Source organism: Alteromonas sp. KS69 (assembly GCF_003989595.1).
GTDB lineage: Bacteria > Pseudomonadota > Gammaproteobacteria > Enterobacterales > Alteromonadaceae > Alteromonas > Alteromonas naphthalenivorans.
Window position 1 is genome coordinate 120,798 of the sequence record NZ_PYHU01000048.1, and the last position, 13,773, is coordinate 134,570.

A 13,773-nucleotide genomic window follows, 5' to 3' on the forward strand; every position below is an offset into this window, starting at 1 on the left:
GTACACACTATTCAAATGGGGCAGGATCGCCCGTGCCACGGCGCATAATGACAGGGGTATCTTCAGATAAATCAATAACGGTAGTAGGCTGCTCGCCTAAATACCCGCCATGAATAATAACCCCAACCTGCTTTTCTAAATTATCGCGAATAACGTCAGGATCTGATTCTGCCATGGTATTACCAGGCAAAATAAGCGAGGTAGACATAAGCGGCTCGCCAAGGGTTTCAAGCAGCGCTAACGCAATGGCGTTATCAGGCACACGGATACCGATGGTCTTACGCTTCGGATTTTGCAAACGCTTGGGCACTTCACGGGTGGCTTTTAGTACAAAGGTGTATGACCCTGGCGTGTTATTTTTAATTTGTCTAAATGCCGTATTATCCACTTTTGCGTAAATAGATAATTCAGACATATCTCTGCACATGAGCGTGAAGTTATGATCTTTACCAATATCTCGAATGCGGCATAGTTGCTCTAAGGCTTTTTTATCTTCCATCTGACAACCAATGGCATAACCAGAGTCGGTAGGATAAACCACTACCGCCCCTTCACGTATAAGCTCACAAGCTTGGTTCAACAAACGTTGCTGTGGGTTTTCAGGATGAATATAGAAAAACTGACTCATGATAATGTCCTGTTCATGCCTATTGCTTGGCTATTGTTTAGCGAAAGAAGGCAGCTAATACCACGCTGCGAACCACTAGCCGCTAATCGTTAATACTAGGTGCTGATTGGTTCACCGCGTCAGCAAACCCCTCAACCACTGGCCAATCGTGCCATATTGGCGTTAAGTTACTGCTAATACCCAAATTCTTACCTAGCTCGGTCCATCGTGATGGAAAGTGAAAATCAGAGCCTGCCGAAGCCAATAAATCATGGCTAGCGGCGAGTTCATTCACCAGCGCTTGCTTGTCTTTGCTAATACCAGGAAACGCAGTTTCAATTGCATCGCCGCCCGCTTGGGCAAATAAATCAACTAATCTACGTAGCCATTTTGCGGTCATGTCGTAATGAACGGGGTGTGCTAGCACGGCTTGGCCGCCTGCACCGTGGATCCACTCAATGGCAGTTTCAACACTTGGCCACTCTGCTTTCACCGCTGCACGCTTGCCTTTGCCTAAATACTTTTTAAAGGCTGCGTTCATGGTGCCAACGCCATAGTTATTCACCAGCACACGTGCAAAATGTGCGCGGGTTACCTGCCCTTCACCGGCTAATGCAATGGCCCGAGGAAGTACCCCTTCAAACCCGCACTTGCCCAACTTTTCCGCTATTTTTTCTGCTCTTACTTTTCGAGTTTGAGCCTGACCTTCAAGTTGCGCTAGAAATGTTGGGTTGGTTCTATCAACATTTAACCCCACAACGTGAATATCGAAACCATGCCAATTGGTGGAAATTTCGACACCGTCAATAATTTTCAACGGCCTTTTTTGTTTCGCCTGCGTGTTATGCGCCGTTTCTAATCCCGCCACTGTGTCGTGGTCGGTAATGGCTAATACGTCAACCTGCATGGTGTGCGCACGCAGTATAAGCTCCTCTGCAGTGAGGTGCCCATCGGAGAATTTTGTATGGCTGTGGAGATCTATTTTCAAAGGCTTTTCAATAATTGGTTGACACAAAGGTGAATTTGTTTTCTTCTATACGCACAAGTATACAGATTTACGCCTTCGATAACTATCGATGTTCGTACAAGATTGAACCAAACACGAGTTTATTCATGCAATTAATGACAATCACAACAGTAACAACTATTGCTTCTTGGTGGTGGCACTCCCTCGATTAACGGGTGGTGTGCGCGTTTATGCGTGAATAAAACACAAAAGGCCCGTATTTACGGGCCTTTTTTTTATCTTTTTGCAGTCGGAGAGTGGCAAAAATGAGTTTAGCGGAACTGGGCACAACCCCAGGCAAAGTCGAAACAATTGAGCAGGTTGGGCATTACATCGACGACCCTCTTGCAGCCTTCGCACACATTTGTGCCGAACGTCCTAATGCGTTGTTATTAGAGTCGGCAGAAATCGATTCGAAAGACGATTTACAAAGTTTATTAATGGTACAAGCGGCTTTACGCCTAGAGTGCACTGGAAACCGCGTTGACGTAAAAGCCCTTACGGAAAACGGCGCTTCCGTGTTGCCAATATTTAAATCTCAGTGCCCTGATGGGGTAACATGCGTTGACAGTACCGACACATCGGTCACCTTATTATGTGAACCTGCTGATGCGCAGTTAGATGAAGATAGCCGTTTAAAGTCTGCCAGCGTAATGGATACCTTGCGTATTATCGTGAAAAAAATCACGCCTATTCGTCAACATCCCCACGCGCTTTTTTTGGGCGGTGTATTTGCCTATGACATGCTCGCGGGATTTGAATCGCTTCCTCATGTAGAAGATGGCGATAATGATTGTCCAGATTTCGTTTTTTACTTGGCTGAAACGCTTATTACGGTAGATCACCAAACTCGCGAAACCCACTTGATTGGAAGCGTGTTTAGTGGCGAAGACGTAGCCCAGCAATACTTTGGAATTTCCCAGCGCTTAGAATCATTGCACCAGCAATTGCAATCTATGCCTGAGACACCTACTTTAACTTCTGGCGCAGGTATTGATGACGCTGTTATCGGTGGAGACATTTCGGTAAACGTAGATAAAAGTGATGAAGAATTCTGTGACAATGTGCTTGAGTTAAAACAGCACATTCTTGCAGGGGATATTTTCCAAGTAGTGCCTTCACGTACATTCTCACTGCCTTGCCCTTCTCCGCTTCTAGCTTATGCGCATTTAAAAGAACAAAACCCCAGCCCTTATATGTTCTATATGCAAGATGAAGCCTTTACTATATTTGGTGCTTCACCAGAGTCTGCACTTAAATATGAAAGCGAAAGCAACCAAGTCGAAATTTACCCCATTGCTGGTACTCGCCCTCGCGGCAAACGCCCTGACGGCACAATTAATCACGATTTAGACAGTCGTATTGAACTTAACTTGCGTGAAGACAACAAAGAGAAGTCTGAGCACATCATGCTGGTCGACTTAGCGCGAAACGATGTGGCAAAAGTAAGTCGCCCGGGAAGCCGCTTTGTTAAAGACTTATTGAAAGTAGACCGCTACTCTCATGTTATGCACCTTGTTTCCCGTGTTGTTGGCCAACTTCGTGACGATTTAGATGCGCTACATGCTTATCAAGCGTGCATGAACATGGGCACCTTAGTGGGTGCGCCGAAAGTGAGTGCCGCTACGCTGATTCGTGAAGTAGAACAAAAACGTCGTGGTAGCTATGGCGGCGCAGTAGGCTATATAAACGGACAAGGTGACATGGATACCTGTATTGTTATTCGCTCGGCATTTGTGAAAAACGGCCGTGCTTTCATTCAAGCAGGCGCTGGAGTGGTTTACGACTCTGCCCCACAAGCTGAAGCCGATGAAACCCGTGCAAAAGCGCAAGCGGTTATTAGCGCGGTTACCGCAGCACTCAAAGCGGAAGCGGAGACTCAAGCATGAGTATGACTATGAGCAACAAAACCACCCTATTCTTACTCGATAATGTCGACTCTTTTACCTATAACTTGGTAGATGAATTACGTGCGCTTGATTTAGAAATAAACGTATATCGCAACACTGTGTGCGCAGATATGTTATTTGAAAAAATGCTAGAACAAGCCACCAAAAGCCCAGTTTTGCTAATGCTGTCGCCAGGCCCTGGCGCACCAAGCGAAGCGGGTTGTATGCCGGCTTTACTTGAAAAAGTAGCAGGTACTTTTCCGGTACTGGGTATTTGCTTAGGCCATCAAGCCATTGTTGAATATTATGGCGGTACTGTAGGCCGCGCCACGCAAGTTATGCATGGTAAAAGCTCTGCCATCACCCATTCAGAAAAAGACATGTTTACCGACTTACCACAGCCATTACATGTAGCTCGCTATCATTCGTTAGCCGCACAAACACTACCTGACGCCCTTGAACCCTGTGCGTCTTGTGTTAACGATGATGGAACTGAAACCGTCATGGCCGTGTTTAACAAAACTGATAAAATGCTAGGCTTTCAATTTCACCCTGAGTCGATATTAACGGCCCAAGGTAGTGTGCTGCTGAAGCAAAGCATCGACTATTTAACGCAACAAGGATAAAGCCATGTTTGACGCTACTCCATTACTTGAAAAACTCATCAAACAATCGGCGCTGTCTCAAACCGAAGCTTACACGTTGTTCAACAGTATTATGCACGGTGAGCAAAACGAAGCCGTTATTGCCGCGGTGCTCACAGCACTAAAAATTAAACATGAATCTCCGGGTGAAATTGCTGGAGCAGCCAGTGCCATGGTTGCCAACGCCAAGCCATTCCCAGCACCAACCTATCCTTTTGCCGACATTGTTGGCACAGGTGGAGATGGTCATAACACCATTAACATTTCGAGCGCCGCAGGGGTGGTGGCAGCAGCATGTGGTGTGAAAGTGGCCAAACATGGCAACAGAAGTGTATCTAGTAAGTCTGGCTCTGCTGATCTGTTCAAACAATTCGGTTTAAACTTAGAAATTACACCGGAATTGTCGAGAAAATGCTTAGATGAAGCAAATTTCACATTTCTTTTTGCGCCGGTATATCACGCAGGCATGCGTTTCGCAGCCCCCGTCCGTGCTGCCCTGAAGACCAGAACCTTGTTTAACATACTGGGGCCACTTGCCAATCCAGCGGGCCCAACACATGGTGTGTTCGGCGTTTACTCCCCTGAACTGCTTGAACCTTACGCAAAAACCCTTATGCTTCTTGGCCAACATCGCGCCATGATTGTTCACGGCGATGGCTTAGATGAACTTGCTCTGCATGGTGAATCTCTTATTTACGATCTTGAGCATGGTGACATTCGTAAGTTAACCGTCACCGCGGAAGACTTTGGCCTTTCCTCATACCCATTATCGGCCATTGAGGGCGGCGAGCCAGAAGAAAACAAGAAATACATTGAAGCTGCATTAGCCGGTGAAGGCCAAGAAGCCCATCGCGCTGCCATTGCAATGAACTGCGGCGCACTACTTAAAGTTACCGGTACCGCCGATTCATTTAAAGATGGCACCGAGATGGCCATGCAAGCAATGAAAGATGCAAAACCTTTGGCAGTATTAAACCAGGTTGCCAAAATCAGTCAGGAGGTCAGCACTGATGCCTAATGTGCTAGAAAAAATTGTTGCCGATAAACGCATTGAAGTTGATGCCAGAAAATCGGCTTTGCCGCTTGAAAGCTTTAAAGCAGATTTAGTGCCTTCGAACAAAAGCTTGTTTGATGCACTGAATGAACCGAATGCTGGCTTTATTTTTGAGTGCAAAAAGGCTTCCCCCTCAAAAGGGCTTATTCGCGAACATTTCGACCTAGACGAAATTCTAGCCGCATACACACCCTATGCGGCGGGCATTTCAGTACTTACTGACGAGAAGTATTTCCAAGGTAAATTTGAATATTTGGCCTACGTTACAGAACGTGTAGCACAGCCTGTATTAAACAAAGATTTCTTTATTGATACTTATCAGGTTTATTTAGCGCGTCATTACAATGCCGATGCCGTATTGCTCATGCTAAGCGTGTTAGACGATGTGCAGTATCGTGAACTTGCTACCGTAGCCAATAGCTTGTCGTTAGATATTCTTACTGAGGTAAGCAACGAAGAAGAGATGCGTCGCGCCATTGCTCTTGAAGCAAACATTATTGGTATTAACAACCGTAACCTGCGCGACTTATCAACCGATTTAGCCACCACAGAACACTTGGTACCTATGCTGGAAAGTGCCACACACGACTTTGTGGTAATTTCAGAATCGGGTATTTATACCCATGAAGACGTATTGCGCTTAAGCCCGCTTTGTCAAGGCTTCTTGGTAGGCAGTGCACTTATGTCGCAAGCTAATTTGAAACGCGCCGTTCAAAGCTTAATTTACGGTTCGGTAAAAGTATGCGGGTTAACCAGTGTTGAACAGGCCCAACTTGCTTTTGAAAGTGGCGCGAGCATGGGCGGGCTAATTTTCGCTGAAAAATCACCTCGATTTGTGGCCGAATCAGTCGCAAAAGATATTGTAGAAACCGTTGAAGGCGATTACGTGGGCGTGTTTGTGAATCATGACATAGACCATGTTGCTAAGTTAGCTACAACGCTTTCGCTATCCGCCGTTCAATTACATGGCAGCGAAGATGCAACATATCGAGCAAAACTGAAAGACGCCCTGCCGTCACGTTGTGAAATATGGCAAGCCAAAGGCGTGAAAGGCGCTTTGCCTGAACAGCTACCTAAGTTATTAGAAGATGAAAATATCGATTATGTACTGCTTGATTGCCAAGTAGGTAATGCCAAGGGCGGTACAGGAGAAAGCTTCGATTGGGGATTGTTAGACAATATAGCCAACAAGCAAAAAATCATTCTAGCCGGTGGAATTAACGCAACCAACATTGCTCAAGGCATTGACGTGGGTTGTGCAACCATCGACATAAATTCAGGGGTAGAAAGTGCCCCAGGCGAAAAGTCGGCTGAAAAATTAGCCGAGCTATTTTCAATTTGTCGCCGCTATTAACACTTAGGACAACGCATGAATCAATTAGATACAAAATTTGGAGAGTTCGGTGGCATGTATGTGCCAGAGCTACTTATTCCTGCACTGGACCAACTAGAAAAAGCGTTTCTAGATGCGAAAGATGATCCTAGCTTCAACGAAGAGTTTTTGGGGTTATTAAAAGATTACGCAGGCCGCCCAACAGCAATGACGCTAACCCGCAACTTGGTAAGCAACCCTAAGGTAAAATTATACCTTAAACGTGAAGACTTACTTCACGGTGGTGCCCATAAAACTAACCAAGTACTGGGTCAGGCGTTATTAACAAAACGTATGGGCAAAACCGAAGTTATTGCCGAAACGGGCGCCGGTCAACACGGTGTTGCTACAGCGTTAGCATGCGCATTATTAGGCTTAAAAGCCCGTATTTATATGGGTGCAAAAGATGTTGAGCGTCAAGCGCCTAACGTCTTCCGTATGAAACTAATGGGTGCAGAAGTTATTCCTGTAAACGCTGGCTCAGGCACACTTAAAGATGCGGTAAACGAAGCCATGCGTGACTGGTCTGCTAATTACGATACCGCGCATTACCTGCTAGGTACGGCAGCGGGCCCTCATCCATTCCCCACTATTGTACGTGAATACCACCGTATGATTGGCGAAGAAACACGTGCACAAATTCTAGAAAAAGAAGGCCGTTTACCAGATGCTGTTGTGGCCTGTGTAGGTGGTGGTTCTAATGCTATTGGTATGTTTGCTGATTTCATCGACGAACCCTCTGTACGCCTTGTAGGTGTTGAACCTGCAGGTAAAGGGATTCATACCAAAGAGCACGGCGCTACTATTGTGACGGGTACTAAAGGTATATTGCACGGTGCGTACACTTTCATCATGCAGGACCAAGAAGGACAAATTGAAGAGAGCTATTCAGTTTCTGCCGGATTAGATTACCCAGCAGTTGGCCCTCAACATGCCTATTTAGCTGAAACTGGCCGTGCTGAGTACGTTGCCGCTACCGATGAAGAAGCGCTTAACGCGTTCCAATTGCTTGCACGTAAAGAGGGTATTATTCCCGCGCTTGAGTCTTCACACGCCCTAGCACACGCATTAAATATGGCCGACGAAGCAGAAGAAGAAACCATTATTGTGGTGAATTTATCTGGCCGTGGTGATAAAGATTTGGCTCACGTAACCAAAATTTTAGGGGACAAACTGTAATGGAAAGATATGCAGAAATGTTTGCGCGCCTAGACGCAAAAAATGAAGGCGCTTTTGTTCCTTTCGTGATGATAGGCGACCCTGATTTAGCACAATCTGAAGCGATTATTTGCCAATTGGTTGAAAGTGGTGCTGATGCGCTAGAGCTTGGTATTCCTTATTCAGATCCCATCGCCGATGGCCCTACTATTCAAGCGGCGAGTATTCGTGCGCACAAAAGCAACGTTACAGTAGCTAAATGTTTTGAATTATTGGCGCGCGTACGCAGTAAGTACCCACAAGTCCCTATTGGTTTACTTCTATACAGCAACCTAGTGATGGCACAGTCTATCGATGGCTTTTATAAAAAAGCCAGCGATGCAGGGGTAGATTCTATTTTGGTTGCTGATGTGCCTATTCGTGAAGCAGCACCATTCCAAAAAGCGGCTGATGCTAATGGAATATCACAAATTTTGATAGCTCCGCCGAATGCGACCGATGAAACCATGGAAAAAATTGGTGAGTATTCGAAAGGCTATACGTACTTGTTAGGTAGAGCTGGGGTAACTGGCGCTGAAACTGCTGTAGAAATTCCTGCCGCTGAGTTGATTGCACGACTAACGGCACATAAATGTGCACCGCCACTACTTGGATTTGGTATTTCTACGCCAGCACAAGTAAAGTCGGCCATTGATGCTGGTGCAGCGGGCGCTATTTCTGGTTCTGCTACAGTGAACCTGATTGCAGCAAACTTAGACAACAACGATGCTATGCTAAGTGCATTGGGTGAGTTTGTGCAGTCTATGAAAGCCGCTACTGCTAAGGGTTAAGGAGTCATTATATGCTTTATATGATTTGTGCTACCGATGTGGCAAACAGTTTGGAAAATCGTTTAGCGGCCCGCCCTGCGCATTTAGCACGTTTAAATGCGTTAAAAGATGAAGGTAGGTTAGTTATAGCTGGCCCCTTCCCTGCTATCGACAGCCCGGATCCTGGCCCAGCAGGGTTTACAGGTTCATTGGTGGTTGCAGAATTTGAATCGCTAGAAGCGGCACAAGCTTGGGCAGATGCTGACCCGTATATTGAAGCGGGTGTTTACGAAAGTGTAATTGTTAAACCTTACAAGAAAGTGCTTCCTTAGCGGTCACGCTCAGCGGTTATCGACCTGTACCTACTCTACGTTTTGTTGTAACTAGCAAAGGTACAGTAGCAATCGTGATGTTAACTGACTCGGCCTCATGAATAGCCAGCGTCAATTGAGCACTCAACTTGATTACCGCTCATAAAAAAGCCTGAGAGAAATGCTAACGCATTCCTTTCAGGCTTTTTTGTGTGCGAATCTAAATTGGAGAATCTGAATTGGACACACACTCCAATTACGTTTTCCACTGACTAAACCTAAATTGGACACACACTCATGTTCTGGCAAATTCCGACACTCGAAAACATTTTTAATTTAGGACAGACACTCCAATGATGTCTTCGGCTAACTGAATGCTAGAGTCTAAATTGTAGAGTCTAAATTGGACACACACTCATATTCTGGCAAATTCAGACACTCGAAAACATTTTCAATTTAGGACAGGCACTCCAATGATGTCTTCGGCTAACTGAATGCTAGAGTCTAAATTGGACACACACTCATTTGAGCATTCTAGCTACAAAGTCACTTTATCGTGTTCGCCCATTTCATCAGGTGAAATGGTTTTGCCGGTCATCAATTTAAACATTCCTTTAAGGGATGGGTCAGCCTCCCAAATCTCGGCATCCGCCAAATTAAATCGCAGCATGAGTAAATTCGGATCGTCCTTACCTTTCTCGTACCAAGCTTCTACGCCGTTAGACCAATACTTGTCGATAATATCTTGACGAGTTTCCTGAACTAATGTTCCGCGAATACATGCGAACACGTCATGCCCTTTTGATGAAAACTGTACCATGGCTTCGCCACCTTCAGCGATGCGATTATCTTTTGTGGTGTAAAACCAAAACTCGCTATTAGCATGCTTATCGAGCTGGGCACGCATTGGTTCAGCGTGCGTGTTTTTACTAGTAAGGCTTACCATTACATTTGGACTGCTAGACATAGCTTCCCACATTGCCGTTTTAATATCGTGCGACATATTGCCTCCGTTGCATACATTTGAATAAACTTACCCAATTACAATTCACACTACGTGCCAGAAAATCTCTAGACGCTACAGGCCAGGCCACATAGGGGCTGAATAGGCAGAGTTCTTTGTGAAAGAGTAAAACTCTTGCTACTACTACCTATAACCTGTTCACTCTTGCGGTAAGTTTTTCACACCGACTAAGATTGGACACACACTTAAATTCGAAAGAAAAGTTAGACACTCTCTTTAATTTAAGCCCATTTATTCTTAGCCCTTCATATTGGACAGTCACTCAAGTACGAGTATCTTTTGTCACCCGAAAAGTTGAAATTGGAGTGTGTGTCCAATCTAGTACCTTGTTGAATTGCTTGTAAACTTAAGTGACTGTCCCACATTCATAACCTCATTAGCCCTTAACATCATTCTTGTTATCGCTTTATGTACACGCACTATTTGGCAAGGTAGACTTACACAGATATTCAGTAATGGTTCAGCTCCGGTCTCTATACTAGGTTCCTATCGGGCTTTGCCTGCTTTTTTGGTGAGGATATATGGTGAATACACTTCGCGCTGTGGCTTTAGTGCTAACACTGTTTATGTGCAGTGGTGGTAGTGCCTTCGCGCAGCAGGAAAAAAGTGGTGAATTAAGTAAAAGCCAAGCTGTAGAACGTGCCCGTCAGGCAGAATCTGGACGTGTGCTTCGTGTAAGCCAGACTAACCAAAAATACCGCGTTAAAGTTTTAAAGGAGTCGGGGCGAGTTGTTTCTGTTGATGTAGACAAGCGCTCTGGAAAAGTGAAGACCTCTAAGAAGAATTCAAAGGATTAACATGCGGATACTCATTGCTGAAGACGACAGCCGCCTTCTAACCCAGCTTGATAGCCTATTACAGCAACACGGCTACAGTGTAGATTTGGCCGACAATGGCGAGCACGCGCTTTATCTACTCAATGAGTATGCTTACGACCTAGCTATTATTGATATCGGCCTACCTAAAATGGATGGCTTCGAAGTTATTCGAAATGCAAGGCAAGAAGACATACGCTGCCCCGTACTTATTTTAACCGCTCGTGATCGCTGGCAGGAAAAAGTTGAAGGTTTGGATGCAGGAGCGGATGATTACCTTACCAAACCTTTTCACAATGAAGAATTGCTGGCAAGGGTTAAGGCACTGATTCGCCGCGCCTCTGGCCAAGCAAATCCTGTTATACAGTTCGGCCCTATCTTGCTGGACACGGTCGCTGAAGAAATCACTGTAAATGATGCCCCCCTCGAGTTGACTGCGTACGAATACAAAGTCATGGAATACTTAATGCTGAACCCGCAAAAAGTAGTCTCGAAAACAGAGTTAACAGAGCATATTTACGATCAAGATTTTGATCTTGATAGTAACGTCATTGAAGTTTTTGTTGGCCGATTGCGTAAGAAGCTAGATCCAGAAAATAGCTTTAAACCCATTGAAACTCTACGCGGACGTGGGTATAGGATCAACCGCAATCTATGAAACAACTGTCGCTGAGAATAAGGAGCATTTTATTAGCGATGGGCGTACTTGCCCTATTTGCACCGCTTACTGTGGTTATTTTAGATGACGCCTATACCACAAGCTTAACCCAAGCCAAAATGAGTGAACTTAGACTCATGAACCTAGGGTTACTCTCGGCTTTCGAGCTAGATGACGACATTCCCTTTATGCCAGAGATTTTATACGAGGAGCAACTTAACTTGCCTGGCTCTGGCTATTTGGGTGTGATTGTTTTTCGCGGTCACGTAGTGTGGCAGTCGGCTTCAGCATTAGATTACACATTGCCTGCCCCGAATTTAAACGTGAACGTGGGTAACGAGCTCTTTGTTGAATCGTATATAGCCAATTTCGACAATGATACCGATTATTTCGCCTACGCTTTTACGGCTGAATTTGCCTCAGAAAGCAACTTCGAGCCAGTTCGTTTTTATATTTTTAATAATAAACACCTGTTTAATGAAGAGCGCGAAACTTTTATATCGGTGGTCTGGCGTTGGTTGCTTATCTTATCCGGCGGTTTGCTTGTGTTAATAATTGTGGGCATCAGCCTTGTGCTAATGCCAGTAAGAAAGCTTATTAGCGAAATTTCACTTACCTCTAGCGGACAGAAACAACAGCTTGACGCCCACTACCCTGTTGAATTTAACCCATTGAAACAGTCAATCAACGAACTGATTGAATCTGAATCTCAGCAGCGTGCTCGTTATAAAAACAGCTTAGGTGACCTTGCTCATAGTTTAAAAACACCACTGGCTGTAGCTTTAGGGGTTGAAAAGCTTCCCAAACAAGCCGTTGAATCTTTAAATCAAATTGACCAAATTATTCAACGCCAATTAAAACGTGCTAGTGCTGGTAAGACGGGGTGGCAAGCGGCTATTCCTCTGTTACCTATCACACAAAAAGTGGCTAACGCTATGGATAAGGTATATCAGCATAAGCAATTATCGATAACAATTGAAGCCATCAACAATGTCGCCATAAAAGCCGACGAAACCGATATTATGGAAATGGTAGGTAATCTGTTAGATAACGCCTGTAAGGCTGCTGACTCAAAGGTATTAGTTGCACTGAAAAACGAAGGAAATTGGGCTGTGTTGACCATTGATGATGATGGCCCCGGCGTACCTTCAGATAAGAAACAAGCCCTGTTAGAGCGTGGAACCCGATTAGATACTTACGCCGACGGGCAAGGCATAGGCATGGCTCTAGTCAGCGACCTTATTGCCATCTACCAAGGTAAACTACTTATCGAACGCGCGCCTATTGGCGGCGCTCGCTTTATTGTGAAGTTTCCGGTTTAAGCTTTCCCTTTTTTATCGCCCGCGCTAGACAATAACACCGCAAGCCATTGGCTCTCCTCTCGAGACTCTAATGCTATTTTCACCACCATAGTAAGAGGTACAGAGAGTAGCATTCCCACCGTACCCAATAACCATCCCCAGAAGATTAAAGACAGAAAAACCACCAAAGTAGATAACCCCATGCCTTTACCCATCAGCCTTGGTTCTACCATATTTCCCATAATTGTATTAACTAAAACAAAACCTAACGCCGCCATGCCTGCTGAAGCTAACCCATATTGAACAAAAGCAATAAGTACTGCTGGTAAGGCAGCAATTATTGAGCCTATGTTAGGGATGAAGTTCAACATGAATGCCAATACCGCCCACAAGAGGAAATGGTCTATTCCCATCACATAAAGCCACGTACCGATAATTAACCCAGTACCCAAACTCACCAAGGTTTTAATAGCCAAATAGCTATTTACAGAACGAATGAAACGGTCGATGTGTTTTAATTTCATGTCGGGGTCTGACAATGCAATGTGCAGTCGTTTTGGAATGCTGTCTGCCTCAAACAACATAAAAATAACCGTTAGCAATATAAGGAATAAGTTCGACAATACGCCGCCCATACCACTAATAAAATTGGTCGCTACCGACATCGCGGTGGCAGGATCTAAGTGGGTAGCAATCAGTTCTTGGTTAACGTTAATATTGTATTGTGCGAGCTTTTCTATAATCCACGAAAATTCGGTATCGAGCTGTTCCCTATATTGTGGAAGATTTTCTCTAAATTCCGTCATAGACTGTCCTACTAGACCAGCAAGAAGAAATCCAAAGACTAAAATTATTAGTATTACTAAAGTAATAGAAAGCCATTTAGGTACACCAAAACGTCCGGTCCAATGAATTATTGGGCTACACGCAATAGCGATAAATATTGATAAGAAAAAAGGTACCATAATCGTACTAGCGGACTTTATCCCCGCCATCACAACGACTAAACATGCGAGGACAATAAGTACTTTCGCTATGGGTGAGCGCAATTCCATGGACATTTTTATGCTTCATTCCTAATAAAAAACTCAGACACTTTACAGTGACTTATACATAACTACAAAT

The 13,773-nt window shown here is 44.7% G+C and carries 14 protein-coding genes; 10 read left to right on the forward strand and 4 right to left on the reverse strand.

The window, feature by feature from the left end; all coding sequences use genetic code 11:
• Positions 1 to 7: 7 nt before the first annotated feature.
• Both C7Y69_RS19825 and C7Y69_RS19830 read right to left on the reverse strand, forming a co-directional pair.
• Positions 8 to 628 carry an L-threonylcarbamoyladenylate synthase gene (locus tag C7Y69_RS19825; RefSeq protein ID WP_013784779.1) on the reverse strand — a complete coding sequence of 207 codons (621 nt, stop codon included), beginning with the start codon at positions 626 to 628 and terminating at the stop codon, positions 8 to 10.
• 82 nt (positions 629 to 710) lie between these two features.
• Positions 711 to 1,595, reverse strand: a complete 885-nt coding sequence (locus C7Y69_RS19830; protein WP_126873934.1) for a PHP domain-containing protein — start codon at positions 1,593 to 1,595, stop codon at positions 711 to 713.
• A gap of 284 nt (positions 1,596 to 1,879) precedes the next feature.
• On the opposite strand from C7Y69_RS19830, the gene C7Y69_RS19835 reads away from it, so the two are divergent.
• The 7 genes from C7Y69_RS19835 to C7Y69_RS19865 are packed head-to-tail and all read left to right on the forward strand — an operon-like array spanning position 1,880 to position 8,871.
• On the forward strand, positions 1,880 to 3,502 hold the full coding sequence (locus tag C7Y69_RS19835; RefSeq protein WP_126873935.1) for an anthranilate synthase component 1: 1,623 nt from the start codon (positions 1,880 to 1,882) through the stop codon (positions 3,500 to 3,502).
• Positions 3,499 to 4,128, forward strand: a complete 630-nt coding sequence (locus tag C7Y69_RS19840; protein ID WP_409513443.1) for an aminodeoxychorismate/anthranilate synthase component II — start codon at positions 3,499 to 3,501, stop codon at positions 4,126 to 4,128. The genes C7Y69_RS19835 and C7Y69_RS19840 overlap by 4 nt, the downstream gene beginning before the upstream one ends.
• A 4-nt stretch (positions 4,129 to 4,132) precedes the next feature.
• Positions 4,133 to 5,164 carry an anthranilate phosphoribosyltransferase gene (gene trpD / locus C7Y69_RS19845; protein WP_126873936.1) on the forward strand — a complete coding sequence of 344 codons (1,032 nt, stop codon included), beginning with the start codon at positions 4,133 to 4,135 and terminating at the stop codon, positions 5,162 to 5,164.
• A complete protein-coding gene (trpCF, locus tag C7Y69_RS19850; protein WP_013784784.1) occupies positions 5,157 to 6,554 on the forward strand; it encodes a bifunctional indole-3-glycerol-phosphate synthase TrpC/phosphoribosylanthranilate isomerase TrpF in 1,398 nt (465 codons plus the stop codon). The genes trpD and trpCF overlap by 8 nt, the downstream gene beginning before the upstream one ends.
• Positions 6,555 to 6,569: 15 nt before the next feature.
• Positions 6,570 to 7,751 (forward strand): tryptophan synthase subunit beta, encoded by a 1,182-nt coding sequence (gene trpB / locus C7Y69_RS19855; RefSeq protein ID WP_013784785.1) that lies wholly within the window; start codon positions 6,570 to 6,572, stop codon positions 7,749 to 7,751.
• Positions 7,751 to 8,560 (forward strand): tryptophan synthase subunit alpha, encoded by an 810-nt coding sequence (gene trpA, locus C7Y69_RS19860; RefSeq protein ID WP_013784786.1) that lies wholly within the window; start codon positions 7,751 to 7,753, stop codon positions 8,558 to 8,560. Before trpB ends, trpA begins: the two co-directional genes overlap by 1 nt.
• A gap of 11 nt (positions 8,561 to 8,571) precedes the next feature.
• On the forward strand, positions 8,572 to 8,871 hold the full coding sequence (locus C7Y69_RS19865; protein ID WP_013784787.1) for a YciI family protein: 300 nt from the start codon (positions 8,572 to 8,574) through the stop codon (positions 8,869 to 8,871).
• A gap of 517 nt (positions 8,872 to 9,388) precedes the next feature.
• On the opposite strand, the gene C7Y69_RS19870 is transcribed toward C7Y69_RS19865, so the two are convergent.
• Positions 9,389 to 9,853 carry a pyridoxamine 5'-phosphate oxidase family protein gene (locus C7Y69_RS19870; protein WP_013784788.1) on the reverse strand — a complete coding sequence of 155 codons (465 nt, stop codon included), beginning with the start codon at positions 9,851 to 9,853 and terminating at the stop codon, positions 9,389 to 9,391.
• A gap of 542 nt (positions 9,854 to 10,395) precedes the next feature.
• On the opposite strand from C7Y69_RS19870, the gene C7Y69_RS19875 reads away from it, so the two are divergent.
• The 3 genes from C7Y69_RS19875 to C7Y69_RS19885 are packed head-to-tail and all read left to right on the forward strand — an operon-like array spanning position 10,396 to position 12,669.
• Complete coding sequence (locus tag C7Y69_RS19875) at positions 10,396 to 10,671, forward strand: PepSY domain-containing protein (protein ID WP_013784789.1); 276 nt, start codon at positions 10,396 to 10,398, stop codon at positions 10,669 to 10,671.
• Position 10,672: 1 nt separating this feature from the next.
• On the forward strand, positions 10,673 to 11,347 hold the full coding sequence (locus C7Y69_RS19880; protein ID WP_126873937.1) for a response regulator transcription factor: 675 nt from the start codon (positions 10,673 to 10,675) through the stop codon (positions 11,345 to 11,347).
• On the forward strand, positions 11,344 to 12,669 hold the full coding sequence (locus C7Y69_RS19885) for an ATP-binding protein (RefSeq protein WP_126873938.1): 1,326 nt from the start codon (positions 11,344 to 11,346) through the stop codon (positions 12,667 to 12,669). Before C7Y69_RS19880 ends, C7Y69_RS19885 begins: the two co-directional genes overlap by 4 nt.
• Here C7Y69_RS19885 and C7Y69_RS19890 read toward each other — a convergent pair.
• Positions 12,666 to 13,709 carry an AI-2E family transporter gene (locus C7Y69_RS19890; protein WP_126873939.1) on the reverse strand — a complete coding sequence of 348 codons (1,044 nt, stop codon included), beginning with the start codon at positions 13,707 to 13,709 and terminating at the stop codon, positions 12,666 to 12,668. The genes C7Y69_RS19885 and C7Y69_RS19890 overlap by 4 nt on opposite strands.
• Between the last annotated feature and the right edge of the window lie 64 nt (positions 13,710 to 13,773).

What these genes read in the sequence shown, in the direction of transcription:
- C7Y69_RS19825 (WP_013784779.1), bottom strand. Translation starts at nt 628, where the DNA reads ATGAGTCAGTTTTTCTATATTCATCCTGAAAACCCACAGCAACGTTTG.
- C7Y69_RS19835 (WP_126873935.1), top strand. Translation starts at nt 1,880, where the DNA reads ATGAGTTTAGCGGAACTGGGCACAACCCCAGGCAAAGTCGAAACAATT.
- C7Y69_RS19840 (WP_409513443.1), top strand. Translation starts at nt 3,499, where the DNA reads ATGAGTATGACTATGAGCAACAAAACCACCCTATTCTTACTCGATAAT.
- trpD (WP_126873936.1), top strand. Translation starts at nt 4,133, where the DNA reads ATGTTTGACGCTACTCCATTACTTGAAAAACTCATCAAACAATCGGCG.
- trpCF (WP_013784784.1), top strand. Translation starts at nt 5,157, where the DNA reads ATGCCTAATGTGCTAGAAAAAATTGTTGCCGATAAACGCATTGAAGTT.
- trpB (WP_013784785.1), top strand. Translation starts at nt 6,570, where the DNA reads ATGAATCAATTAGATACAAAATTTGGAGAGTTCGGTGGCATGTATGTG.
- trpA (WP_013784786.1), top strand. Translation starts at nt 7,751, where the DNA reads ATGGAAAGATATGCAGAAATGTTTGCGCGCCTAGACGCAAAAAATGAA.
- C7Y69_RS19865 (WP_013784787.1), top strand. Translation starts at nt 8,572, where the DNA reads ATGCTTTATATGATTTGTGCTACCGATGTGGCAAACAGTTTGGAAAAT.
- C7Y69_RS19870 (WP_013784788.1), bottom strand. Translation starts at nt 9,853, where the DNA reads ATGTCGCACGATATTAAAACGGCAATGTGGGAAGCTATGTCTAGCAGT.
- C7Y69_RS19875 (WP_013784789.1), top strand. Translation starts at nt 10,396, where the DNA reads ATGGTGAATACACTTCGCGCTGTGGCTTTAGTGCTAACACTGTTTATG.
- C7Y69_RS19880 (WP_126873937.1), top strand. Translation starts at nt 10,673, where the DNA reads ATGCGGATACTCATTGCTGAAGACGACAGCCGCCTTCTAACCCAGCTT.
- C7Y69_RS19885 (WP_126873938.1), top strand. Translation starts at nt 11,344, where the DNA reads ATGAAACAACTGTCGCTGAGAATAAGGAGCATTTTATTAGCGATGGGC.
- C7Y69_RS19890 (WP_126873939.1), bottom strand. Translation starts at nt 13,709, where the DNA reads ATGTCCATGGAATTGCGCTCACCCATAGCGAAAGTACTTATTGTCCTC.